Below are 23,637 nucleotides of genomic sequence, written 5' to 3' on the forward strand. Positions count from 1 at the left end.
CTCCATTTATTGAGCGGCTTTCTTTTTTGACTCCTGTTATCGCCGATGTCATGTGCTTAATTTCCGCACTGATAGTCACGCTGTTATCTATCTGCCCGTTTCCGGTATTAAACCATGGCACACATCTGTCGTCATACGGGCATAAATCCATTATTGCAATTAACATTATTTCCTCTATCTTCGCACTTTTTAATTATGAAACAACCTTTAGCCTTATTAGTTATCTTTTCACTGCTATTTGCCTCTTGCAAAAAAGACAAGCAAAACACGTCTCCACAAACAGAGCCAACCCGCCCCGACAGAGGTATTGAAGCAGTTACCGACAGCGTATCCTTCACGGTAAATGGAGTTGTTTACAATGCAAATACGGTAAATACTTTTAATACGTTCGGTAACGGTGGCGTTAACCAAAAATTAATTGATCCTAACGCAGCTCCGCCAAAACTGTATGAGCTATCTCAAGACCCGGATTCTGTATTATATTTTAAAAGCAACAAGATCTCTTCCGACAAATTGAACTTTGAGGTATCGTTCCTTAAAAAATACTTAAAAACCGACATGGTGAAAGCCTGGGCCGGTCTTATGTATGATGTGCCCTCAACAAAAGAAATGCTTACGCTTTTTGATATCGGCAAACACCCTTACTCAGAAGATTTTCACCGTGAGCAAAACATGAACGGTATTGCCCTTCAGATATATGTTGATGGCGGCGCTTATGTTTCTTATTGCCCCTTACCCATGCAAACCGCTTCAAAACTTGAGAAAGGTTTCCAAAAAGGCAATTTTGAGATCATCAGCCTTGTTAAAAACAACAAAGGCGGCTATAATTTAGAAGCCACATTTGATGCCCAACTATTTAAGGAGTTTGACGAGAACGACCATATTACGGCAGAGAAAGGTTACCTGCGATTGAACATCCATTAAATATCTGAACCGTAATTTTCTGCCCGTTAAGAAGCCACTTATGCCTGAGTGGCTTTTTAATTTCCCATCATTGCGAGGTAACGAACCTCTATATACTTAATTTAAACTGATCCTCTTTCGCCTCGCGTTATAGATCAGCAAGAATATTATGCCTATAACCGGCGTAGTAAAAGTAGTAAGCAGGCCCATAAAGAATGACCCTATCATAGGCATGCCGCAATGGAAATTACTTTTTGCCAGTTGATCCGAGATCATTCCTGCTGAAACAAACGTCATGGCAGTACCCAATGCAAACGCCAGTAGAGTTATGTAGATCAATCTGATTTTAAGGTTACCACTAATACGCATTGCCGACAGGATAATTTGCAATACAGGCGCTAAAAATAATATCAGCAGGCTCATAATGTTCGGCTTTTATTATTGATACGTTATCCACATAAAAAGTAACCCAACCTGCTTGTAATAAAACAAAGCCAATGTCAGGATTGTAGTTGTTGATAATCTTATTGTCACATTGTCAGGCCCGGTGTTGTGGCAAGCGTTTTGATTAGTATATATTTGTATAACATTTATTTAAAATATAGAAATCATGGCTTTAGAAATAACTGATGCAAACTTCGAAGAACTTGTTCTTAAATCAGACAAACCCGTATTAATTGATTTTTGGGCAGAATGGTGTGGTCCGTGTAGAATGGTAGGCCCTGTTGTTGAAGAGCTTGCTAAAGATTACGATGGCCAGGCCGTAATTGGTAAAGTAAACGTTGACCATAACCCTAATATTTCAATGCAGTACGGTATCCGTAACATCCCTGCGTTGTTATACTTCAAAAATGGCGAAATTGTTGACAAGCAAATTGGTGCAGTACCAAAATCAGTACTTGCAGATAAGTTAAAAAAACAATTAGCATAATTAGCTAACCGTAATATAACAAGAAAGGCCCCGAGTTTATCGGGGCCTTTCCTGTTATATATATTTCTCAGGCGTTTACATTCTGCTTACGCTGCCGCTTCCTGCTTTTGAGGTTGATACATTTTTAACCGAACCGGTGTAATGCACATCACCACTACCAACAACTGCTGCATCCAATTTTTCGCCAACGTTAACACGCGCATCGCCGCTGCCTGCAACTTTTACCTGGGTATTTTGAGTAGCTAAATTCTGGCCGGTGAAGTCGCCCGAACCAACAACGCTAACGGTTGAATTATCCGCACGACCAGAGATAGTGATATCGCCCGAGCCGCCAATGCTGCTCTCCAGGTTTGTTACATCTACTTTGCCGGTAAGGTCGCCGCTACCGGTTAGTTTCAGTTTTAATGACGATGCTTTAAGGCCGTTCTTAAACATCACATCACCGCTACCTGCAAGGCTTACTGCGTTAACATCTTTAATGCCTACGTAAACAATCATCTTTTTATTTCCAGTCCAGTTCCAACTGGTGCCGCTCTTAGTGTATATTTTAAGCACACCGCCGTTAACCTCGGTGATGATCTTGTTGATCACATCAGATGGCGCGTCAACTTTAACAGATTCGCTCGAACCCTGGGTGATAACCACATCATACGAGCCTGCAACATCAACAGCATTAAAGCCGCTAAGGTGCCTGTCTTGTACTTCAGCTTTAACTAAGCCTGCAGTTGCAACCAGTGCCGCTGCCATTAAAAAGGTTTTTAGTGTTCTCATCGTTTGTTTGTGTTTAACTATTAGATGCGGCATGTAACCAAAAAGTTGCACAGATTGGAAAATAAATATTGGGAGAGGGTTGATGAAGCACACGCGGCACGCGTGCGCCATCACAAGGGTTTAAAACAATGTCATTGCGAGCGATAGCGTGGCAACCTCCTCGCGTTTATCTACAAACGAAGAGATTGCCACGTCGCTACGCTCCTCGCAATGACATGGTATAGAGGAACTGCCGCACTTTAATCGTTCAGCACGCCTATGTAATAGTTGAACAAATCAACCTCTATGTTATCCTTATTTGCACCCTGGATATTAACAGGTGTAAAACGTGGTGTTGGGGTGATAAACTGGTATTCACCGCCTTTTACGCGCACTTTAACAGGCATATTAAATTTGCGTACATCTGAGATCCAGCGGCACATCAGTTGGCCTTTCATGGTGGTAAACTCCAGTATTGGCAGTACGGTGTGTTTAAGGTACTGGTCAAACACCGGCGAGAGATCTTTACCGCTTTCTTTGTTGATATAGCCTACCACATCGTCATAAGTTACGGTTTGGTGGTAAAAAGTTTTGTTCAGCCCGCGAAGGATGCTGCGCCATTTCTCGTCATCATTAATAATGGTGCGGATAGTGTTCAGCATTACGCCACCTTTAGGGTACATATCGCCCGAGCCTTCTTTGTTTACATTGTAAGGGCCCAGGATAGGTCTGTCATTTACAATACCCATTCGGTTGCCGTGCGTGTATTCTAATCCGGCTTGTTTACCAAATCTATCCTCAACAAATAATGATTCGCTGTAGTTAGTAAAACTCTCGTGGATCCACATATCGCCAAGGTCTTTTGAGGTAATGTTATTACCAAACCACTCGTGGCCGCTCTCGTGTACCACGATAAAATCCCATTTAAGACCCCAACCGGTGCCTGATAGATCGCGACCGAGGTAGCCGTTTTGATATTTGTTACCATAAGCCACACCGCTTTGGTGCTCCATACCCAGGTGATGGGTCTCAACAAGTTTGTAACCATCTTTATAGAACGGGTACGGACCAAACCAATGCTCAAATGCTTTCAGCATCGGTTTCACATTATCGCCCCAGTGCTTTTTGGCTTTCGCGAGGTTATAACTTAATGGCCAAAAATCAAGGGTTAGTTTACCAGCCTCACCCTGATAGGTCTCGCTGTAGTGAGCGTAATCGCCTATGTTGGCCTCAATATCGTAGTTGTTGATCGGGCTGCCCACAAACCAATCAAATTTAGTGTAGCCATCCTTTAGTTTGGTGACCTCGCGCAGGCGACCGTTGCTCACATCTTTCAAACCGTTTGGTACGCTGATGCTGATCAGCGCGCTGTCCACCTCATCGGCCTGGTGGTCTTTATTTGGCCACCAAACACTGGCACCCATGCCCTGGCAGGCAGTAGATACCCATTTGTGGCCAAGCGAATCTACATTGTACTCCACGCCGCCATCCCATGGCGCGCGTTTGGCAATGGTTGGGTTACCTGAGTAGAACACTGTAAACTCGTCCTTGCTACCATTTTTAATAGTCTGCGGGAAGGTTACAAATACCGCGTTAAACTCGCGGGTAAATGGCAGGTCTTTGCCTTTGTAAACCACTCTCTCTACCTTCAGGTTTGAGAACAGATCAAACTGCAGTTTGGTAAAATCCTGCGTGGCTGTAAATTTAAACAGGTTGCTGCCGCTGATGAATTTGTTATCGATATCAAACTTCACATCAAGGTGATAGTAATTAATATCATAACACGTCCGCAAAGGTGTAAGGTTACCGCGCAGGCTATCGGCACGGGTAAAAGTTTCTTTGGCAGCGCCAAGTTGGGCGTGAGATGCAAATGGCATTAAACCAAAAGCTGCTATGCCTAATATTTTCTTGTAGATCTTCATTTTTTGGATGGTATATAAAACCCTCTCCTTCAGGAGAGGGTTGGGTGAGGTCTTACTTCAACACTTCCACATCAATAAAGCTATCATTGAACACAGTGTGCGTTGCTTTCTGATAGTCGCTTGGTGCAGCTTTGTATGGGTTCTCCACAAATTTTTGCGGGTTGCGCGCATACAGCGGGAACGATGTGCTTTGCACCTGTATCATAATGCGGTGCCCTTTTTTGAAGGTATGCAGCACATCATTCAGATGGAAGTTTACCGCGGTTTTCTGGTTTGGCACCATGGCCTCGGGTTTCTCAAAGCTGTTACGGAAACGTGCCGGCATTATCTGCGAGCGTACCATTTGCTGGTAGTTGCTCAGGATGATGTTCTTATTTGGCATATAAGGGTTGTTCGGCTCATCGGGCGGGTAAACGTCTATCAGTTTCACTATCCAGTCGGCATCGCTGCCGGTGGTAGCTACTTTTAGGTTAGCCATTATCTCGCCGCCAAGGGTTACATCATCAGATAAAACATCGGTCTGGAATACCAGCACATCCGTACGGCGGCCGGCAAAACGCTGATCCTCGCTCATGTAATTGTGCGGGGTGAAGCCCATGGTAGTGGTATTATCCTCGGTGTACGGAACCGGTTTTAACGGGTCACTTACAAAGCTGGTGCCTGCGCTGCCGTTTTGTTCGCTTTCGGTCAGTTTACCATCACTGTTCAGGTAAAATTTAACGTGGCTGGCAGCCGGCGAAGGCCATTTATCAAATTTACGCCACTCGTTTTTACCGGTGTTGAACATATATGCTTTTGGCAAGCCTGAGTTTTTGTCGCCATTTTCTTTCAGGAAATGGTGGAAGAATTTCTGCTCCATCTCTTTCTGATAGAAGGTAGCAATGCTATCACCAAAGTACACGTTGCTGTGCATGGTGTGCCCCGTCTCGCGCGACCAACGGCCATGGCCAAATGGCCCCATCACAATGGTGTTATATGCTGATGGATCCTTCTTCTCGATGGTTTTGAAAATAGCCAGCGGGCCGGTCAAATCCTCGGCATCAAACCAGCCACCTACCAGCATTACGGCAGGCTTTACTTTGTTGTAGTGTTTTAGCAGACCGCGTTTTTGCCAAAACTCATCGTAGTTGGGGTGGTTAACGTTTTCCTGCCAAAAGAAGTTGTCTTTGTAATATTTATCGGCATTGCTCAGCGGACCAAGATCTAACAGGAACTGGTAGCCATCTTTAGTGCCCGGGTTAAACATGGTGTTCTGGTACCATGCTTTTGAAGTGGTATCGGTTTTTTGTACACCAAATACCGGGAAGGTGAAAAAGTAACCTTCTATGAAAGCGCCGTTGTGGTGAAAATCGTCAAAAAAGAAATCGGAAATAGGTGCCTGCGGCGATGAAGCTTTTAATGCAGGGTGGTTGCTCAGGATACCTGCAGCAGTATAAAAGCCCGGATAGCTGATACCCCACTGGCCAACTTTACCGTTGTTATTGGCTACGTTTTTTACAAGCCAGTCAATGGTATCGTAGGTATCAGAACCTTCGTCAACATCTTTTTTGGTTTTCTTATTATCGATAACCGGGGTCATGTTTGTCCAGGTGCCTTCACTTTTGTAGCGGCCGCGCACATCCTGGTAAACGTAGATATAGCCTTCCTGCATCATGTATTTTGAAGGGCCTACCTGGTTAGGGTATTTGGTTTCGCCGTATGGGGCAATGCTGTAGCAGGTACGCTGCATAATTATAGGATACTTTTTATCCTTTGCAGCATCGTTTGGTGTATAAATGGATGTGAACAGCTTAACGCCATCGCGCATGGTGATGTACACATCTTTTTTGGTGTAGTGTTCTTTTACGTAACTGCTTTGGGCAAACAGCGAACTGCAGGCTGCCGCCATTACGAATAATAATGCGGAGAGTTTTTTCATGATGATTGTGGGTCAGTAATAGTAAATACGGGTGTAATTTACTAAGTATAATATTAATAAGCTATAATGGCGATAATAATGTTACAATGTTGCATTTATCAATTACTGCGCTTTATTTACTACATTGCTTTACCAATGAAACCGTCAGCCTTATTACTATTCATCACCATGCTTTTAAACCTGGCAGGCTTTGCCCAGGTACATACTAAAGCGGTTGCCGATAGCACCGAAGCTGAACCTGCACGGTTTTGGCCCATAAGCGGGAGTAATGATCTGGGCACTTTGGGCCGCTATGCTAAGTTTACTGATGTTATAGAAAAGGCTACGGGCCGCCCCTTTCCGCCAAACAAAACCTTTCTTCTTATCTGTTTATCATCGCTTGATTCGGGCAGGTACGATATTACCGACTGCACTACCCCGGAATGCCGGAAAACATGGATTAAAGAGTTCGTTAAACAACTGGGTGGTAAACGAAAGGTTGAACCGATCATCTGGACGCCGGATACCACCAACAAGTCCAATAATTATCAGGGGTATCCCGTTTACCCTATCCCGCTATACCAGATCATTCGTTTGTTTTACAGGCATGGTGTACCGCAGAACTTCGGTTTTGTAATTGTTAGCGACAATAGGAAAAGTTATTTAAAAGCTTATAATGATCCGCATGACAGGGACACCTCTAAAACCCTGATGCAATTTGCTTTAGATTTTTACCGAAATACAGTTTTACGACCTGAAAACAAACCCTGATCTGCTCCTTGTTTTCGATATGTGCAGGTATTCACGTTCATGCACATGAATATTCATTAACGCCTGATAATCAACATTATGCAACTGATAGCATTTTGTCAGTAGTAAACAGATGTTCCCTGTTGCGCATATTTCGAATGTGCTGTGATCAGCGTCAGTCCGCTCAATTGCCGCGGAGGACTGTTACTTTGTTTTGATACAAAGTAACCAAAGATCAAGTCTGCAAAGAGGCTTCTTTCGCTCGAGGCCTTTGCCCTGCAAGCGGGCAGAAGCACAGGCTGCAACATCTTGCCGCTACTTTGTTCGCTCAAGGCCATCGCTTCAGGCAAGTATTGCTATGCCCTTGCCGTCGCACAGGCCAACATTGTTCTGCCCGCTTTCGCCCGAAGCTTTTTTGCTGACAGGGTAGAGAAAAAACGTTACACCTGCGCGTCATTGCGAGGTACGAAGCAATCTCTTCAGGACAAGCGGCTCTGTAAGCCGGGGATTGCCACGTCGCTGTCGCTCCTCGCAATGACGCTGGTGGTGAGCTTGCGTTAGGGATTGAAGTGGATACCGGCCCGGCGAATAAGGCCTGCGCCATAGGCATCCCTTCGGGGCAGGCGTATGAACGGAAAGCCCGACCGCAGGGAACGCCCTTGTATAGTTGGCAGTTTTTAGTTTGCAGTTGGCACTCCGTTCCCATTGTGTCAATTAAGGCACATTTTAATTAAATAGCTATTTATAAGGCTGTAAACATTGCTTAACTTTGCCCACCAAAATACACTACTATGCAATATGATGTTATCGTTGTAGGGTCTGGTCCTGGTGGTTATGTTGCTGCCATTCGCTGTGCCCAATTGGGGTTAAAAACCGCAATAGTCGAAAAATATAATACCCTTGGCGGTACCTGCCTTAATGTGGGCTGTATCCCGTCAAAAGCCCTGCTCGATTCGTCTGAGCATTACCACAATGCTGCGCATGCTTTTGAAGCGCACGGCATTAAGCTGCAAAAACTGGGTATTGATTTTGGCCAGATGATAAAACGCAAACAGGAAGTTGTTGACGCCAATACCAGCGGCATCACTTACCTGATGAAGAAAAACAAGATAGACGTACACCAGGGTGTAGGTTCTTTTAAAGATAAAAACACCATTACGGTTACTAAAGCTGATGGCACAGCTACCGAAATTACCGGTAAAAACGTGATCGTTGCTACAGGTTCAAAACCATCGAGCCTGCCTTTTTTGCCGATAGACAAGAAACGCATCATTACCTCTACCGAGGCTTTAACCCTTACCGAAATACCTAAACACCTGATATTGATTGGTGGTGGTGTTATTGGTTTGGAGCTGGGTTCGGTTTATGCACGTTTGGGTGCCAAAGTATCTGTAATTGAGTTTATGGATGGCATTATCCCTACCATGGATAAAGCCCTTGGCCGAGAGTTGCAGAAAGTGTTAAAGAAACTGGGCATGGATTTTTACCTTAACCACAAGGTAACCGGTGCCTCTGTTAAAGGCAAAGAGGTAACCGTAACTTTCGATAACGCTAAAGGCGAAAAACAAGAGCTTAAAGGCGACTACTGTATGGTAGCTGTTGGTCGTGTGGCTTATACCGATGGTTTAGGTTTAGATAAAATAGGCATCACGGTTGAAGAGCGTGGCCGTAAGATCACCGTTGATGAGCACCTGGAGACCAGCGTTAAAGGCGTTTATGCTATTGGCGATGTGATAAAAGGCGCTATGCTTGCTCACAAAGCTGAAGACGAAGGTACTTTTGTTGCCGAGATCATTGCCGGACAAAAACCACACATCAATTATAATTTGATCCCGGGCGTGGTTTATACCTGGCCAGAGGTTGCTGCAGTAGGTTTCACCGAGGAGCAGCTGAAAGAAAAAGGTACTAAATACAAAGTAGGCTCGTTCCCGTTCAAAGCCAGTGGCCGTGCACGTGCCAGCGGCGATACCGATGGTTTTGTAAAAGTATTGGCTGATGCTGCTACCGACGAGATCCTGGGTGTACACATGATAGGCCCACGTGCTGCGGATATGATAGCTGAGGCAGTTATTGCTATGGAGTTCCGTGCTTCTGCAGAGGACGTGACACGCGCAAGCCACGCTCACCCAACTTATACTGAAGCGATGAGAGAAGCTTGTTTAGCAGCGACAGAAAATCGCGCTATTCATATCTAATTGATTTTAATATTATTCAATAAAAAAGGCGTGCCATTTGGTACGCCTTTTTTATTTATCTCTGAGCTGCCGCAAGCAATCCTCTTGTAAAGGAAATAACCCATAAACTGATAAGGGGTAAGTATCGTTCAAACAATTAACTCACCCCGACATCGCTACGCTTGTCGACCCTCTCTTCGCTGCGCGAAAAGAGGGTGAGAAATTCTTATTTACTTACCCTCTTTGCTGCTTGCAGCAGAGAGGGTGGTCCAGCGTAGCGTAGACCGGGTGAGTCAACTCTGCGATGTTTAATTACGCGCGATTATCCTTGCGGCAGCAAAACAAAAAAACATTACAACTTTCCAACGTTACAACAGACAGAATAAATAAAAAAGGGACACTCATCGTGTCCCTTTTTTATTTATTCTGTCTTTATGCTTTTAATTGGATTAGCTAACGCAGCCTTTGCTGCCTGGAAACTTACGGTTATCACCGCTATAAGCACTGCTACCAGGCCGGAGTATAGGAATATCGTCCAGCTAATCTGGATACGGTAGTTAAAATCCTGCAGCCATTTGCTCATGAACCACCAGCCAATTGGCGCGGCTATCAATACGGATATTAATACCAGTACCACAAAATCGCGGGTGAGTAGTTGCATGAGGTTTACAATGCCTGCGCCTAATACCTTGCGGATGCCGATCTCTTTTGAGCGGCTCTCGGCTACGTAAGCTGCCAGCCCGAACAAGCCCAGGCATGAGATAATAATGGTTAAGGCCGAGAACGTAAAAGCGATCTTGCCAACGCGCTGCTCGTTCTTAAACTTGGCGGCATAAGCCTGGTCTACAAAACTGTACTGGAACGGATAAGCCGGATTATATTTTTTGAAGATAGCCTCGGCTGCTTTTAAACTTTCAGACGGGCGCTTATTTGGATTAAGCCTGAAGGTAAGCGCATTAGACCATCTTTTAGAACCGAATACCATCATGGGGTTGATATCCTGAGACGGGGAACCGATAATAAAGTTTTTGATAACGCCTACAACAGTCATGCGGGAACCGCCATTATTGATAACCGTTTGCCCAACAGGGTCTTTTAAGCCCATCAACTTCACGGCGGCTTCGTTAATGATCACCGCGCTTGAGTCTGACGGGTACTTATTGAAATCGATATCGCGGCCGGCTATCAGTTTAAAGCCGAAGGTTTTTACAAAATCGCCGGTGGTACCAAACCTGCTAAAGCTGGCTTCTTTATGGCTGGCATCCATATCGCCCCAGTTAAAGCCCGAGCCCTGGCTACCATCAATAGTGACCGACATACTGGTTTTACTTACCGCCACGGCTGCCCCACTGCTTAGCAGATCATTCTTTAAAGCATCAAAGCTTTTGTTGATCGCATCATTCACCGGATGCTCCACCAGGTTATTGCGCACATAGCCATTATCGCGGCTTTGCACATGCTCTATTTGCTGGTAAATAATAATGGTAGAGATAATGAGGACGATAGCCACAGTAAATTGTGTGACCACCAACACCTTGCGCGGACTAATAACCTGTGCTTTGGCTTTGAACAAACCCTTAAGCACCTTAACCGGCCTGAATGATGACAGGTAGAAAGCAGGATAACTACCCGCAAGCAAACCTGTAAAAAGTATAAAACCGATACCGGATAACCACAGATAAGGGCTGCTGTAATTAATACTTAGGTTGATGCCTGTTAGCTGGTTAAAGGCGGGCAGCGTTAGCTGCACCAGTACAACCGCCAGCACTCCGGATATAATTGTAATGAGGATTGATTCGGTTAAAAACTGTTTGATGATAGCAAAACGGTTAGCACCTATCACTTTACGCACGCCAACTTCTTTACCGCGTTTTTCGCTTTGGGCGGTGCTAAGGTTCATGAAGTTGATGCAGGCTACCAGCAATATCAGCCCGGCAATACCTAATAAGATCCTCACAGTTTCTATAGCTCCGCCAACAGCCACGCCGTTCTCAAACCTCGAGTTGAGATGCCATTTAGATGATGGATGCAGGAATATGCCGAAATGCAGGCCGGGGTCATGATCCCTCAGTATGTTTTTGATCTTATTATCAAGCGCGGCTACATTGGTACCCGGCTCCAGCTGCACGTAGGTGTTAAAGCTGGCGTTACCCCAGTTGTTAGCCTCTGATGTGCCGATTAATGGTTGTATGGATACAAGGTAATCAAATTTAAACTGCGTGTTAGATGGCGGATCGTTTACAACGCCGGTTACTTTATAGTTCTCTTTATCGTTTATGCGCAGTACTTTATCGGTTGGGTCTTCGCTGCCGAAGATGCTTTTGGCCAGGCTTGCGCTTAGTACAATGCCTTTAGGGTCGTCTAAAGCATGCTCGCTGCCGTTCACCATCGGGAAGCTGAACATGCTTAAAAATTGCGGGTCTACATCCAAACCGGTGGCTACTATGCTTTTCTCTTTGTAATTAAACAGGCGGTCGTTTGGCCAGTAAACACGGGCAGCGGCTTTTATCTCAGGAAATTTCTGTTTTAACTCAGGTGCAATGGGCGCCGAGGTAATATCCCAGGTGTAGATATTGCCAGCAGGGTCTTTATCAGATTTGTTCCAAACCTTGTAAAGGTTATCGGCATTTTTATGGAAGCGGTCAAAACTAAGTTCGTTTTGTACCCAGGTAAATATCAGGATGGCACCGCACATGCCGGTAGCCAGGCCTGCAATGTTGATAAATGAAAAACCTTTGTTTTTCCACAGGTTACGCCAGGCAATTTTGAAATAGTTTTTTATCATAACCGGTTGATATATGCTTATATGATAATAAAGCTTGTGCCATTAATACAAATTACTATAAATCAATGCTTTATAAATAAAACAACACAAACAACCGTTCGGAAACGAACAGTTAACGTGCGGGTGCATTACAGTAACAGGCTGACATTAGCCCATATACAGATGTTTTCATTAACTTTGGATATCAAACACCAAACCTTATGAAACACACCCTATCTGCCATTTTGCTGTTTTTATTATTTGCAACTTTTACGGCAAAGGCCCAAACAGCAAGCTCCAAAAAAACACCTATAACCACTATCCCTGATATTGACCTACTTGATATAAACGGCAAAGCTGTAAAACTAAGAGATTTGGCTAAAAACAAAGTACTGTTTATTGATAACTGGTTTATCCCCTGCCCGCCATGTTTTATTGAGATGAAGATGCTGCATGACCTGCAGGCAAAGTATGCTGGTAATAAAGATTTTTGCTTTATCACCATCAGCCGTACCGACAGGGAGATCGTAAAGAAATTTATCGCCAAAGATCCCTCGCTTAAAAAATATGTGGACCAGTATCAATACTTCAGTACTTTAGATCACTTTAAGCTGCCTGTATATTTCCTGCCGGGATGCGACGCTAAGGTTGAGCTTGGTGGTAAAACGGTACATGGCCTGCAGCCCGATAACCCGGCTAAATGCGCCGACAATGTATTCGGCTTTGAGGGGTTCCCGGCTGCGTTCATTTTTGATAAACAGGGCAAACTTATATATAACGAAATTGGTTATGATGGCAAACACGAAGCCGCTATGGCCAAAATAGAAGAAGTATTAAAACCGGCACTGGCCGCTAAATAATATGATACTAATTGATACAGGTATAGTTTTGCTCACCATTGCCGTAATGGAACTGCTCTCATGGGCTATGCATAAATACCTGTTTCACGGACCGCTTTGGTTTATCCACAAAACCCATCACCAGCAACGCCACGGCTGGTTTGAGCTGAATGATCTTTTCAGCATTGGCTTTGCAGCATTCTCGCTCTGGCTGATGTGGCTGGGGCACTTTACCTTGGATTATCGATTCTGGATTGGCCTCGGTATTACCATCTACGGCATTATCTACTTCATCTTTCACGATTGGTTTATCCATAACCGTTTCAAGGCATTTAAAAGTACTAACCGCTATTTGATGGGTATCCGCCGGGCGCATAAAATGCACCATAAGTCAACGGAAAAAAACCCGTCGGAAGAGTTTGGGTTGCTGGTGGCGAGCAGGAAGTGGTTTAAGAGGTAATCAATCTTCAACGCGTCATTGCGAGGAACGAAGCAATCTCTAAACTGTGCAGAGCCATTTGTCCTAAAGAGATTGCTTCGTTCCTCGCAATGACGTATCAATATTTTTCCCGAAATTCGCCCACATGCTGCAAATACAGGAAAACGTATCCCTTAAAAACTTTAACACCTTTGGTATTGATGTTAATGCCCGCTACTTTGCTGAGATAAACCACGAAGCAGACCTGGCCGAGCTTTTTGCCGACCCGCAATGGCAGCAAATACAGCGCCTTGTACTGGGCGGCGGCAGTAATATGCTATTGGTGAACAATTTTGAAGGACTGGTTATCCGTTTAAACATCCGTGGTATTGAGCACCGCATAAGCCATGATGATGTGTATGTTGAAGCCGGCGCCGGCGAGGTTTGGAACGACCTGGTAAACTACTGCGTAACCCGCGGTTATGCCGGTATGGAAAACCTGAGCCTTATCCCCGGCTCTGTAGGTGCATCGCCTATCCAAAATATCGGCGCTTATGGTGTAGAGCTGAAAGATGTATTTGAAAGCTGCCGTGCGTTTGAGATAGCTACCGGTGAGTTCCGCACCTTTACCCATGCCGACTGCAAATTTGGCTACCGCGAAAGTGTATTTAAAGGCGAACTGGCCGGGCAGTATATTATCACCTCGGTCAAGTTTAAGCTATCGCTTAATGCTAACCTTAATTTAAAATATGGTGCTATTGAGCAGGAGCTTACTAACCGCGGTATCGAAGTGCCCACTATAAAAGATGTATCGCAGGTGGTATCGCACATCCGTGTATCAAAACTGCCCGATCCATCAACCATAGGCAACGCCGGTAGCTTTTTCAAAAACCCTGTAATTACCCTGCGCGAGTTTGAGCCTATCCTTGCCCAACATCCCGATGTGGTGAACTACCCTGCTCCTGATAACATGGTAAAACTTGCTGCCGGCTGGTTAATTGAACAGTGCGGCTGGAAGGGAAAACAGGTAGGCCACACAGGTACCTGGAAGAACCAGGCGCTGGTTTTAGTGAACCATGGCGGCGCAACGGGCGAAGAAGTGTACAACTTTTCGTCGCAAATTATAGACAGTGTGTACGATAAATTTGGCGTTTCACTACAACGTGAAGTAAATATTGTACGCTAAGCGGTGCAATAAACTTAATTTATTTCCCATCCCGTTCATTTACAAAAACTTAATGTAGCAACTAATTGTTGTGGCAATAAGGCTCGCCTTTTACGTGTAATTAAGTTGTCATTGCATTGTAATCTACTTGTTTACAGCAATTTAAAACCACATTTTAAATACGTCTGAGTGTTCACTGTTAGTTAATCAACACCTGATAACCTGCCATAGTTTTCATTCAATTTTCATTACTGGTATCGTGTTTGTATAAATGTCTGTACAAAACATTAACAGAATGACAAAGATTGAGTTTAACACCCTGGTATTACGTCAAGCAAGTTCTTTAAGGTCTTATGCCTTACACTTTACTCACGACGCCGACGATGCAAACGACCTTGTTCAGGACACAATGTTAAAAGCCATTACTTATTACAATAAGTTTAAAGAAGGCACTAACCTGAAAGGCTGGTTGTATACCATCATGAAGAACACCTTCATCAACAACTACCGCCGTTTTGTTAAAATGAGCACTTTTGTTACAAAAAGCGACGAGATATCTTCTCCAAACCTGGTATTTAGTTCTACTAAAAACCAAGGCGAAGCTAAATTTGTAATGGATGATATCAAACGCGCTTTAGACCGCTTACCATCAGATTACTATGTGCCTTTCACCATGTACTTTGAAGGTCACAAATACCACGAAATTGCCGATCACCTGGATATCCCTATCGGTACAGTAAAAACCCGTATCCACGTAGCACGCAAATTGCTTAAAAAGAATTTGAAAGCTTACGATAATGGTGTAGCAAAACCAGTTTACGCCGAAATGGAATAATCAGAACACAAACTCAAAACATATATAAAAAGCCTGCTGCAAAGCGGGCTTTTTTGGTTTTAGGGCAATTCTGATAATACGTCATTGCGAGGAGCGTCAGCGACGTGGCAATCCCCTATCTACAGAGCGGCCCTGTAGGTCGAGGATTGCCACGCTATCGCTCGCAATGACGAGGTGCAAGGAACTACGCCAACTTCCCTACTACCAAAAATTTCTCAAACACAGTCTCGGTATGCGGTGCATCAGCCAATTCCTCGGTTAAGTCCTGCCCTGCCCAGTGTTCGTAGTGTTTGCCGTTGCGCCAAAGGCGGCTGTCGGTCACATCATAGATAATGCCTTTGTAGGCCACCCATATCTGTGGTTTATCCTGCCCGTTGCGCAGGGCCAGTTGAGAGCGGGTGTAGATGGGCAGTTCCGTCATGCGGCAAGTTTACGGCGCTTTTTGAAATGTTCAAAAAAAGCAATGTTCATCATCAGTAAAGCCATGCTGTAAAAATGATCTTCTACGGGGATGGTCGTGATCCTGATGCCCATGTTTTGATCGTTATTATACAGTACAACCGGGATGGAGGTGAGTAATCCGTTCACTATATAAAACGGGATCAGTGATACAAAATAGGCCATATAAAATCGCGACAGCCAGCCCTTTTTCAATGTAAAAAACAACACCAATGGCAGCAGAGCGAAAGTAACTACAGTATACAATCTATCGTAATAGATGGCCGATAACACAAGTGAGAGTATGATCAGCGCTATGGAGAGGTTCCTCGCCATCATCCGTGGCAATTGCCATTTTACGTAGTAGTTTAAACAGGCATAAATAAATAAACAGGCAAAGGGTACAGTTAAAAAGAAAAGGATCTCCTCTAAAGGCAATCCGAAAAATTTAAGTCCGATAATATGATCGGGGCTAAAGGACCATACGCCGTGGATGGTAAACATCACATCCCAAAACAAGAACACCAAACCGGTGATGGCCATGCCCGGCCAAATAAATCGCCAGGTTTTGGCAAAAGCCACCCGCTTATCAAACGACAGCACCACCGGGAAAAAGATGGTGAGCACATTAATGATGAGGTAGGTGTAGTTTTTCACTATAACGCAGCTAAATGTTCTTTAAGGTTGGTATTCTCGGCAGGCGTGCAACGTTTAGAATCGATCAAAAAATTAATGATGGTTTTCACCAGTGTTTTATCAGCCGACGAATAATATTTGCGATCGATCTGTTTGATCATCTCTTCCCTGTCGGCAATCAAATTTTTGTTATAGCCTAAGAACTTAGGCACGTTATGCTCTATAGAAAAACGCATAAAACGGATCTCGATATTATGCGGATCATTTGCAACTGCATTTTTGAAAGTCTTCTCGCTATCGTTCAAATACTTTACCTTAAAGTACGGGTTCCAGGCATGCTTAGCTTTCAACGCCTCAAGGGTACCCATGTAGGCATTCAGCAAGGCTGAGCGGTCTTTTACATCTGCCAGGTGCGAATAGAGCGAATCGGTGGTTTTTTTGCTATCCAAAGCGGTAACCAACAACTTGCGGATCTTGTGCAGGTCGGCTTCGGCAATATGATCATAGGTGAATGCCGATGTGGTGAACAATATGGTTACAGCCAAAGCATACACCCATAGCCATACTTTACGAGGGATGATAAAAGCGGCGGTCATGGTAAATGGTTAAATAAAATTCAGCTTCCGGTGCAGGCGGGCTTTTAAATACAGGCCCAGCTTCTGCGTATCAGAAACCCGAATACGTTTTTCAATTATGGTACAGGCCGAAGTTGCACTTATTTTTTTGAAAAGTTGCAGATAGTAAACATAGGCCACATAAACGCCCAACCGGCTCCCTTTTGGCAATTGTTTGATACCTTCCAGGGCGTCATCAAAATCCTTTTTAATATCTGCCTCTATCAGTCTCTTGTCCTCTTCGGTAAAGTTTGTAAAATCTACCTCAGGGAAATAAGTACGACCGCGGTCTTCATAGTCAGACTTGATATCGCGCAAAAAGTTTATTTTCTGAAATGCTGATCCTAAACTTCGAGCTTTGGGTACCAGCTTTTCATACAGGGCAGGGTCATTCTCGCAGAACACCCGTAGGCACATCAGACCCACCACCTCGGCAGAGCCGTAGATATAGGTCTTATAGCCATCATCGCTGTAAGCGGTTTTATCCAGATCCATCCGCATGGAGCGCAGAAAAGCTTCTATCAAATCTTTTTCTACCCCGTATTGATTAACCACCTGCTGAAAGGACTGCAGCACCGGGTTGGTGCTGATGCCGCGGTCGATGGCTTTAAATGTTTCGGCCTGAAAATCGTCTATCAGTTCGCGCTGGTTGTGGTCGTAAAAGGTATCTACAATTTCATCCGCGTAGCGCACAAAGCCGTAGATGGCATAAACCGGATAACGGAACTTTTTATCGAACGCGCGGATGCCGGTACTAAACGAAGTGCTGTACTTTTGGGTTATAACTTTGCTGCATTCAAAACAGGTTTCATCAAACAGGTTCATTACCCAAATGTACAAAATGAAAGGTGGATTGTTTTTTAGCGACTTAAAGGTAATTGTTAAATTGTGGGCGAATGAGTAAAAAAGAGCGCGTAGTTGTAATAGGGGCCGGTTTTGCGGGACTGGCATCGGCATGTGTATTGGCAAAAGATGGTTATGAAGTTACCGTATTGGAAAAGAACGACCAGCCCGGCGGCCGTGCCCGCGTTTGGGAAAAAGATGGTTTTACTTTTGATATGGGACCAAGCTGGTACTGGATGCCCGATGTGTTCGAGAACTTTTTTGCGCTGTTCGGCAAAAAGGCAAGCGACTTTTATGAATTGAAACGTCTCGACCCAGGCTACCGTATTTACTACGGCAAGGATGATCCGATGGACGTGCCTGCCAATATGCAGCAACTGGAAGACCTTTTTGAGCAGACCGAGCCCGGCAGCAGCAAGGGTTTGCGCAAATTTCTGGAACAGGCCGAATATAAATACCGGGTAAGCATGAACGATTATGTTTTCCGCCCGTCGCATTCCATTACCGAGTTTATAGATTGGCAACTGATCCGCAAAAGTATGAGTATGCAGTTGCTTACCAGCATGAGCAGCCATGTGCGCAAGTACTTTAAAAACCCTAAGCTGATAAAAATGCTGGAATTCCCGGTGTTGTTCCTGGGTGCTACGCCGAAAGATACACCCGCCATGTATAGCATGATGAATTATGCCGACCTTGCCCTTGGTACCTGGTACCCCATGGGCGGGATGAACGAGATAGTGAAAGCGATAGTGAGTATTGCCGCGGATTTAGGCGTGGAGATAAAACCGAATACAGAGGTTACCCGGTTAGATATAACTAACGGAAAGGTAAGCACCATCCAAACTAACAGCGGAACTTACGAGGCAGATATGATCATTTCCGGTGCAGATTATGAGCATACCGACCAGCACCTGTTGCCTAAAGCGGCTCGAAACTATTCAGAGAAATATTGGGATAGCCGCACCATGTCGCCGTCAAGTTTGCTGTTCTACATCGGCACCAATAAAAAAGTGGAAGGTATAGAGCATCATAACCTGTTTTTTGATGAGGATTTTGACCGCCACGCCACCGAGATATACAAACAACCTCAATGGCCAAGCGAGCCTTTATTCTACGTTTGCTGTTCATCTAAAACCGATCCGGCCTGTGCACCAGAAGGCGGCGAGAACCTATTTTTCCTGATGCCGATAGCGCCCGACCTTAAAGACCATGAGCAAACCCGCGAGCGTTATTTTGAACTGCTGACGGACAGGTTTGAACACATCACCGGTCAAAGCATCCGCAACAACATTGTTGTAAAACGCAGCTATGCCTTGGATGATTTTAAAGCCGATTATCACTCCTTTAAAGGTAACGCCTACGGCCTGGCTAATACGCTGGCTCAAACTGCCTTTTTTAAACCGGCCATGAAGGCTAAGCATGTTAAAAATCTGCTGCATACCGGCCAGCTAACTGTACCTGGGCCGGGCGTACCACCGGCATTAATATCAGGGCAAATTGCTGCTAAGGAAGCGATAAAGATGATGGGAGACTAAAAGGCATTAGGATTACGGCTTGTATGAAAAACAGCATTTACGATTATTGACTGATCGACTATTTCAAAAACGATTAGAAACGGGAATATATCAGTTTTTGCAAATCTGAATACCTCTGAAAATCTAACCTGATACAATAAAGGGTTTTGCTGAATAAGATCAAGCTTGCTAAACACTGTTTTCTGGAATCTCTTACCTAAACCTTGCTGACGCTCTTCGTACCAATCATGTGCATCCCGGATATCTGCAATTGCACCATCAAGCAACAGTATGTTATACATTATTATTCTGTATAATTTAGCTTGGCTTTTGCTTCCGTAAGGGAATAAGCCTTCATAATTCCGGCCGAGTAATCTTTTTGCCGCTGAAGAATTATTTCCTTTTGCTCCTCAGACAACGCAAAATCATCATCCGTCAGCGCAACTTTAAGCCGTTCTTTCTCAACCTTGGTTAAGTGCTTAACGGCTTCCAGCAGTTGGTCTATCGAAAAATTTATGGTTACCATCTCTGAAAACTTAGTGATATTATCAAATATACAAATATTACTCCAACCCTACGCCAGCACCGCCCTGGCATTCGTCAGATTAAAGATCTCGTCCATCAGGTCATCGCTTGGGCTTACGCGGAAAAGTTTAGAGAAGAGATCAACCTGCATAGATTCTTCACCGTCAACTATTTTAAACCGCAACTGACAGCTTTTAGCGGGATATTTTTCATTATTCTGATTGATCACTTCTATCAGGTTATCCAGTAACTGGTTGTTGAGGTTACGCACATCCAGGCAAACGGTTAACGATTTGGTGAGCTTATCGCGCATTTCTGATAACAGGCTCATGGTAGTTACCCGCAGGTCCCAGTTATCTTTCTGGCGGAATTTTTCTTCGATATTACCCTTCACATGCAGAAAGTAGCCATCCACCATCATGTTACGGAACTTTACGTAATCATCGCCAAAGAAAGCAAACTCATAAGAGTCGTTATAGTCTTCCAGAACAAAGGCGCCAAACGGCTTACCCATTTTGGTAAACCTGTGTTGTACGCTTGATACCAATCCGCCAATGTTGATCTCGCCTTTCTTGCGCAGATCGGCAAACTTGGTCATGGTTTCTTCGCCGCCCTCGGCAGTGCGCGCCTTTTGAACTATCTTCAGTTCGGTAATCGTGGTATTACAATATTTCTCCAGCTCCAGCTTGTAGTTATCCAGCGGGTGACCAGTAAGGTAGATACCAATCACATCCTTCTCGTACTTCAGCTTTTCTATCAGGCCCCACTCCTCGCACTCGGGCATGGCAGGCTCCGGGATGTATGAAGCCACGGCACCGCCAAATAATGATGCCTGTGAACTGTTCTTAGTATTCTGGTAATCGTTGGCATATTTGATCAAACGCTCTACGCCTGTAAGCTGAACGTTCTCTGATTTGGCAAAGAACTGTGAACGCTTGTGCCCAAAGTTATCGAAAGCTCCACCATACACCAGGTTCTCGTACGATTTACGGTTAACGTTACGCGTGTTTGAACGCTGCGCAAAATCATATACCGATGAGTACGGCCCGTTCTCGATACGCTCTTCAATGATACTTTCTACGGCCTTTTCGCCCACACCCTTCACACCGGCTAAACCGAAACGGATAACCCCCTTGGCATTGGCCGTGAAGGACATGTAACTCTCGTTAATATCAGGCCCCAACACCTCAATACCCATGCGGCGGCACTCTTCCATAAAGAAGGTGATCTTGTCCATGCTGTTCTGGTTGTTCAAAACCGCTGCCATGTACTCAGACGGGTAATGCGCTTTCAGATAAGCTGTTTGGTAAGCCACAAAGGCGTAACACGTAGAGTGCGATTTGTTGAACGCGTACTGTGCAAATGCTTTCCAGTCCGTCCATATCTTGTTCAGTTTATCTTTAGGGTGGCCTTTTGCCATTGCTCCATCCATAAACTGGGCTTCCATCTTGTTCAGTACTTCGATCTGCTTCTTACCCATTGCCTTACGCAGAACGTCGGCATCACCTTTACTAAAGCCTGCCAGTTTCTGCGACAAAAGCATCACCTGCTCCTGATACACGGTAATACCGTAGGTTTCGCCCAGGTACTCTTCCATGTCAGGCAAATCGAATACGATCTCTTCCTGCCCATGCTTACGTTTAATAAAGTTGGGGATGTACTCGATTGGGCCCGGTCGGTAAAGGGCGTTCATGGCAATTAAGTCCTCAAACTTATCGGGCTTAAGGTCGCGCAGGTACATTTGCATACCATCACTCTCAAACTGGAAGGTACCATTAGTATCACCACGTTGGTAAAGCGCATAAGTGGTCTCATCATCCAGCGGGATGTAGTCGATGTCTATATCGCGCCCGTGGTTTTGTTTGATTAGGCGTAGCGCATCTTTGATAATGGTAAGAGTCTTTAAACCCAAAAAGTCCATCTTGATAACGCCTGCATCTTCAATTACACGGCCATCATACTGGGTAACCAACAGGTCGGAGTCTTTGGCAGTGGCCACGGGAACGATCTCTGTTAGATCATACGGCGCGATGATAATACCAGCCGCGTGTACACCCGTGTTACGTACCGAGCCTTCCAGCTTTTCGGCCTCGCGTAACACCATGCCCTTCAAGTCTTGCGATTTGTAGATCTCCTGCAACTCGGGCACCTGCTCGATAGCCGTTTTCAGGTTGATACCCAAAGTCTCGGGTACCAGTTTCTTAATGGCGGTCACATCACTCAGCGGCATATCCAACACGCGGCCCACATCCTGTATACTGGTGCGGGCAGCCATTGAACCGTAAGTAATGATCTGTGCTACCTGGTTCTTGCCATATTTATCAACCACGTAATCGATAACACGCTGGCGGCCCGAGTCGTCAAAGTCCGTATCAATATCGGGCATTGATTTACGGTCGGGATTAAGGAAACGCTCAAATAGCAGATTATACTTTAGCGGATCGATATTGGTAATACCGATACAGTAGGCCACCACCGATCCCGCCGCCGAACCACGACCCGGGCCAATAAATACGCCCATATCGCGGCCAGCCCTTATGAAGTCTGCAACGATGAGGAAGTAGCCCGCAAAACCCATTGTGCGGATAGTGAAAAGCTCAAAATTGATTCGCTCCTCAGCTTCCGGGCTAATATCTATATAACGCTCTTTGGCGCCTGTAAAGGTTAAGTGTTTAAGGTATTCCCACTGGTTAAGGGTATCTGAATCGGGCGTGCTTTCGCTGTGGATCTTAAACTCTTGCGGGATAACATAGTTGGGCAGCAGGATGTCCCTTTTCAGTTTAAGGGTCTCTACCTTGTCTACTATCTCGCCTGTATTATCTAACGACTCCGGCACATCATGAAACAGTTGGCCCATTTCGGCCTGTGTTTTAAAGTAGAACTGGTCGTTAGGGAAACCGAAGCGATAGCCTTTACCGCCTTCTTCGTCGGTAGCTATCGGGGTGCTTTGCATATCACCTGTGTTTACGCAAAGCAAAATATCATGAGCGTTTGAATCCTGCTGGTCCACATAGTGCGAATCGTTTGAACAGATCACTTTAACGCCGTATTTCTTGGCAAATTTTAGCAAGGTATTGTTGATGATCTCCTGCTCGTGTATCTCGTGGCGCTGCAGCTCGATGTAGTAATCCTCACCGAACAAGTCCAGCCACCATTTAAATTCTTTCTCGGCAGCCTCTTCACCATCGCGCAGGATGGCTTGCGGCACCGATGCACCAATACAGCAGGTGGTAGCAATAAGGCCTTTATGATATTTTAGTATTAGCTCTTTATCAATACGCGGCCATTTACTATAAAGGCCTTCCATATAACCTAATGAACATAATTTCACCAGGTTTTTATACCCTTCGGGATTTTTAGCCAGGAAAAGCTGGTGGTAACGTTTATCTTTTTTCTCTTTGGTAAACTGCTTTACATGGCGGTCATCAACCACGTAAAATTCACAGCCTACAATGGGCTTTACGTTGTGTTTACCCGCCTCGGCGACAAATTTGAACACACCAAACATGTTACCGTGGTCGGTAATGGCAAGCGCCTTCATGCCATCTGCTGCAGCCTTTTTGTAAAGCTTGCTGATATCGGCAGCGCCATCGAGCAACGAGAACTGGGTGTGTACGTGTAAGTGCGAAAATTCGGGCATAACAACAAAATCGGGTGGACTACAAAATTAACGAAAACCCAAGTTTGAAAACGATAACCAAGCTATATTATTACCAACA

The 23,637-nt window shown here is 44.8% G+C and carries 22 protein-coding genes; 10 read left to right on the forward strand and 12 right to left on the reverse strand.

What is annotated here, in order from left to right; translation table 11 throughout:
* Window positions 1-195: 195 nt before the first annotated feature.
* Window positions 196-924, forward strand: a complete 729-nt coding sequence (locus D0C36_RS07350) for a hypothetical protein (RefSeq protein WP_117390901.1) — start codon at window positions 196-198, stop codon at window positions 922-924.
* Window positions 925-1,020: 96 nt separating this feature from the next.
* Here the strand turns inward: D0C36_RS07350 and D0C36_RS07355 are convergent, their stop codons facing one another.
* Window positions 1,021-1,326: a hypothetical protein gene (locus tag D0C36_RS07355; protein ID WP_117390902.1), complete on the reverse strand. Its 306-nt coding sequence runs from the start codon at window positions 1,324-1,326 to the stop codon at window positions 1,021-1,023.
* 187 nt (window positions 1,327-1,513) lie between these two features.
* Between D0C36_RS07355 and trxA the strand changes: the two genes are divergently transcribed.
* Window positions 1,514-1,834, forward strand: a complete 321-nt coding sequence (gene trxA, locus D0C36_RS07360) for a thioredoxin (protein ID WP_117390903.1) — start codon at window positions 1,514-1,516, stop codon at window positions 1,832-1,834.
* A gap of 75 nt (window positions 1,835-1,909) precedes the next feature.
* Here trxA and D0C36_RS07365 read toward each other — a convergent pair whose 3' ends face one another.
* The 3 genes from D0C36_RS07365 to D0C36_RS07375 form a co-directional block, all read right to left on the reverse strand.
* On the reverse strand, window positions 1,910-2,605 hold the full coding sequence (locus D0C36_RS07365; protein ID WP_117391395.1) for a head GIN domain-containing protein: 696 nt from the start codon (window positions 2,603-2,605) through the stop codon (window positions 1,910-1,912).
* Between the two features lie 239 nt (window positions 2,606-2,844).
* The gene (locus tag D0C36_RS07370; protein WP_199501973.1) at window positions 2,845-4,506 is read right to left on the reverse strand and encodes a M1 family metallopeptidase; all 1,662 of its coding nucleotides are present in this window, start codon (window positions 4,504-4,506) and stop codon (window positions 2,845-2,847) included.
* A 52-nt stretch (window positions 4,507-4,558) separates the two neighbouring features.
* On the reverse strand, window positions 4,559-6,424 hold the full coding sequence (locus tag D0C36_RS07375) for a CocE/NonD family hydrolase (protein WP_117390904.1): 1,866 nt from the start codon (window positions 6,422-6,424) through the stop codon (window positions 4,559-4,561).
* 135 nt (window positions 6,425-6,559) lie between these two features.
* Between D0C36_RS07375 and D0C36_RS07380 the strand changes: the two genes are divergently transcribed.
* The 3 genes from D0C36_RS07380 to lpdA all read left to right on the forward strand — a co-directional run bounded on the left by D0C36_RS07380 (window position 6,560) and on the right by lpdA (window position 9,348).
* Entirely contained in the window at window positions 6,560-7,174 is a 615-nt protein-coding gene (locus D0C36_RS07380; RefSeq protein WP_117390905.1) for a hypothetical protein, read from the forward strand.
* A gap of 288 nt (window positions 7,175-7,462) precedes the next feature.
* Complete coding sequence (locus D0C36_RS24365) at window positions 7,463-7,714, forward strand: hypothetical protein (RefSeq protein WP_147321953.1); 252 nt, start codon at window positions 7,463-7,465, stop codon at window positions 7,712-7,714.
* Window positions 7,715-7,944: 230 nt separating this feature from the next.
* Window positions 7,945-9,348 (forward strand): dihydrolipoyl dehydrogenase, encoded by a 1,404-nt coding sequence (gene lpdA, locus D0C36_RS07385; RefSeq protein ID WP_117390906.1) that lies wholly within the window; start codon window positions 7,945-7,947, stop codon window positions 9,346-9,348.
* A 400-nt stretch (window positions 9,349-9,748) separates the two neighbouring features.
* On the opposite strand, the gene D0C36_RS07390 is transcribed toward lpdA, so the two are convergent.
* Window positions 9,749-12,112 carry an ABC transporter permease gene (locus D0C36_RS07390; protein ID WP_117390907.1) on the reverse strand — a complete coding sequence of 788 codons (2,364 nt, stop codon included), beginning with the start codon at window positions 12,110-12,112 and terminating at the stop codon, window positions 9,749-9,751.
* A gap of 200 nt (window positions 12,113-12,312) precedes the next feature.
* Here D0C36_RS07390 and D0C36_RS07395 point away from each other — a divergent pair, with 200 nt between their 5' ends.
* From D0C36_RS07395 to D0C36_RS07410, 4 genes are all read left to right on the forward strand, one after another.
* Complete coding sequence (locus D0C36_RS07395) at window positions 12,313-12,951, forward strand: TlpA family protein disulfide reductase (protein ID WP_117390908.1); 639 nt, start codon at window positions 12,313-12,315, stop codon at window positions 12,949-12,951.
* Window position 12,952: 1 nt separating this feature from the next.
* Window positions 12,953-13,390, forward strand: a complete 438-nt coding sequence (locus D0C36_RS07400; protein ID WP_117390909.1) for a sterol desaturase family protein — start codon at window positions 12,953-12,955, stop codon at window positions 13,388-13,390.
* Window positions 13,391-13,514: 124 nt separating this feature from the next.
* On the forward strand, window positions 13,515-14,534 hold the full coding sequence (gene murB / locus D0C36_RS07405; RefSeq protein ID WP_117390910.1) for a UDP-N-acetylmuramate dehydrogenase: 1,020 nt from the start codon (window positions 13,515-13,517) through the stop codon (window positions 14,532-14,534).
* A gap of 274 nt (window positions 14,535-14,808) precedes the next feature.
* Entirely contained in the window at window positions 14,809-15,348 is a 540-nt protein-coding gene (locus D0C36_RS07410; protein WP_117390911.1) for an RNA polymerase sigma factor, read from the forward strand.
* Between the two features lie 184 nt (window positions 15,349-15,532).
* On the opposite strand, the gene D0C36_RS07415 is transcribed toward D0C36_RS07410, so the two are convergent.
* From D0C36_RS07415 to D0C36_RS07430, 4 genes are read right to left on the reverse strand one after another with little or no spacing between them, the layout of a single operon-like run.
* Window positions 15,533-15,769 (reverse strand): cytochrome b5 domain-containing protein, encoded by a 237-nt coding sequence (locus D0C36_RS07415; RefSeq protein WP_117390912.1) that lies wholly within the window; start codon window positions 15,767-15,769, stop codon window positions 15,533-15,535.
* Window positions 15,766-16,443, reverse strand: coding sequence for a lycopene cyclase domain-containing protein (locus D0C36_RS07420; RefSeq protein ID WP_233524434.1), 678 nt, complete (start codon window positions 16,441-16,443; stop codon window positions 15,766-15,768). Before D0C36_RS07420 ends, D0C36_RS07415 begins: the two co-directional genes overlap by 4 nt.
* Window positions 16,443-17,018 carry a hypothetical protein gene (locus tag D0C36_RS07425; protein WP_117390914.1) on the reverse strand — a complete coding sequence of 192 codons (576 nt, stop codon included), beginning with the start codon at window positions 17,016-17,018 and terminating at the stop codon, window positions 16,443-16,445. Before D0C36_RS07425 ends, D0C36_RS07420 begins: the two co-directional genes overlap by 1 nt.
* A 9-nt stretch (window positions 17,019-17,027) precedes the next feature.
* On the reverse strand, window positions 17,028-17,861 hold the full coding sequence (locus D0C36_RS07430) for a phytoene/squalene synthase family protein (RefSeq protein ID WP_117390915.1): 834 nt from the start codon (window positions 17,859-17,861) through the stop codon (window positions 17,028-17,030).
* A gap of 71 nt (window positions 17,862-17,932) precedes the next feature.
* Here D0C36_RS07430 and D0C36_RS07435 point away from each other — a divergent pair, with 71 nt between their 5' ends.
* Window positions 17,933-19,414, forward strand: coding sequence for a phytoene desaturase family protein (locus D0C36_RS07435; RefSeq protein ID WP_117390916.1), 1,482 nt, complete (start codon window positions 17,933-17,935; stop codon window positions 19,412-19,414).
* Here the strand turns inward: D0C36_RS07435 and D0C36_RS07440 are convergent.
* Genes D0C36_RS07440 through dnaE form a run of 3 tightly spaced genes read right to left on the reverse strand, consistent with a single transcriptional unit; the run spans window position 19,411 to window position 23,558 of the window.
* Entirely contained in the window at window positions 19,411-19,695 is a 285-nt protein-coding gene (locus tag D0C36_RS07440; protein ID WP_117390917.1) for a type II toxin-antitoxin system RelE/ParE family toxin, read from the reverse strand. The genes D0C36_RS07435 and D0C36_RS07440 overlap by 4 nt on opposite strands.
* Window positions 19,696-19,697: 2 nt before the next feature.
* Window positions 19,698-19,919 (reverse strand): hypothetical protein, encoded by a 222-nt coding sequence (locus D0C36_RS07445; RefSeq protein WP_117390918.1) that lies wholly within the window; start codon window positions 19,917-19,919, stop codon window positions 19,698-19,700.
* Window positions 19,920-19,967: 48 nt separating this feature from the next.
* Window positions 19,968-23,558: a DNA polymerase III subunit alpha gene (dnaE, locus tag D0C36_RS07450; protein WP_117390919.1), complete on the reverse strand. Its 3,591-nt coding sequence runs from the start codon at window positions 23,556-23,558 to the stop codon at window positions 19,968-19,970.
* Window positions 23,559-23,637: the final 79 nt, after the last annotated feature.

The organism is Mucilaginibacter conchicola (assembly GCF_003432115.1).
Taxonomy (GTDB): domain Bacteria; phylum Bacteroidota; class Bacteroidia; order Sphingobacteriales; family Sphingobacteriaceae; genus Mucilaginibacter; species Mucilaginibacter conchicola.

Bases quoted from the DNA above. Each gene is read 5' to 3' on its own strand.
- D0C36_RS07435 (WP_117390916.1), top strand. From the start codon at position 17,933: ATGAGTAAAAAAGAGCGCGTAGTTGTAATAGGGGCCGGTTTTGCGGGA.
- lpdA (WP_117390906.1), top strand. From the start codon at position 7,945: ATGCAATATGATGTTATCGTTGTAGGGTCTGGTCCTGGTGGTTATGTT.
- D0C36_RS07355 (WP_117390902.1), bottom strand. From the start codon at position 1,326: ATGAGCCTGCTGATATTATTTTTAGCGCCTGTATTGCAAATTATCCTG.
- D0C36_RS07415 (WP_117390912.1), bottom strand. From the start codon at position 15,769: ATGACGGAACTGCCCATCTACACCCGCTCTCAACTGGCCCTGCGCAAC.
- D0C36_RS07390 (WP_117390907.1), bottom strand. From the start codon at position 12,112: ATGATAAAAAACTATTTCAAAATTGCCTGGCGTAACCTGTGGAAAAAC.
- D0C36_RS07430 (WP_117390915.1), bottom strand. From the start codon at position 17,861: ATGAACCTGTTTGATGAAACCTGTTTTGAATGCAGCAAAGTTATAACC.
- D0C36_RS07445 (WP_117390918.1), bottom strand. From the start codon at position 19,919: ATGGTAACCATAAATTTTTCGATAGACCAACTGCTGGAAGCCGTTAAG.
- D0C36_RS07350 (WP_117390901.1), top strand. From the start codon at position 196: ATGAAACAACCTTTAGCCTTATTAGTTATCTTTTCACTGCTATTTGCC.
- D0C36_RS07400 (WP_117390909.1), top strand. From the start codon at position 12,953: ATGATACTAATTGATACAGGTATAGTTTTGCTCACCATTGCCGTAATG.
- D0C36_RS07375 (WP_117390904.1), bottom strand. From the start codon at position 6,424: ATGAAAAAACTCTCCGCATTATTATTCGTAATGGCGGCAGCCTGCAGT.
- D0C36_RS07425 (WP_117390914.1), bottom strand. From the start codon at position 17,018: ATGACCGCCGCTTTTATCATCCCTCGTAAAGTATGGCTATGGGTGTAT.
- D0C36_RS07370 (WP_199501973.1), bottom strand. From the start codon at position 4,506: ATGAAGATCTACAAGAAAATATTAGGCATAGCAGCTTTTGGTTTAATG.
- D0C36_RS07380 (WP_117390905.1), top strand. From the start codon at position 6,560: ATGAAACCGTCAGCCTTATTACTATTCATCACCATGCTTTTAAACCTG.
- D0C36_RS07365 (WP_117391395.1), bottom strand. From the start codon at position 2,605: ATGAGAACACTAAAAACCTTTTTAATGGCAGCGGCACTGGTTGCAACT.
- D0C36_RS07410 (WP_117390911.1), top strand. From the start codon at position 14,809: ATGACAAAGATTGAGTTTAACACCCTGGTATTACGTCAAGCAAGTTCT.
- murB (WP_117390910.1), top strand. From the start codon at position 13,515: ATGCTGCAAATACAGGAAAACGTATCCCTTAAAAACTTTAACACCTTT.
- trxA (WP_117390903.1), top strand. From the start codon at position 1,514: ATGGCTTTAGAAATAACTGATGCAAACTTCGAAGAACTTGTTCTTAAA.
- dnaE (WP_117390919.1), bottom strand. From the start codon at position 23,558: ATGCCCGAATTTTCGCACTTACACGTACACACCCAGTTCTCGTTGCTC.
- D0C36_RS07395 (WP_117390908.1), top strand. From the start codon at position 12,313: ATGAAACACACCCTATCTGCCATTTTGCTGTTTTTATTATTTGCAACT.
- D0C36_RS07440 (WP_117390917.1), bottom strand. From the start codon at position 19,695: ATGTATAACATACTGTTGCTTGATGGTGCAATTGCAGATATCCGGGAT.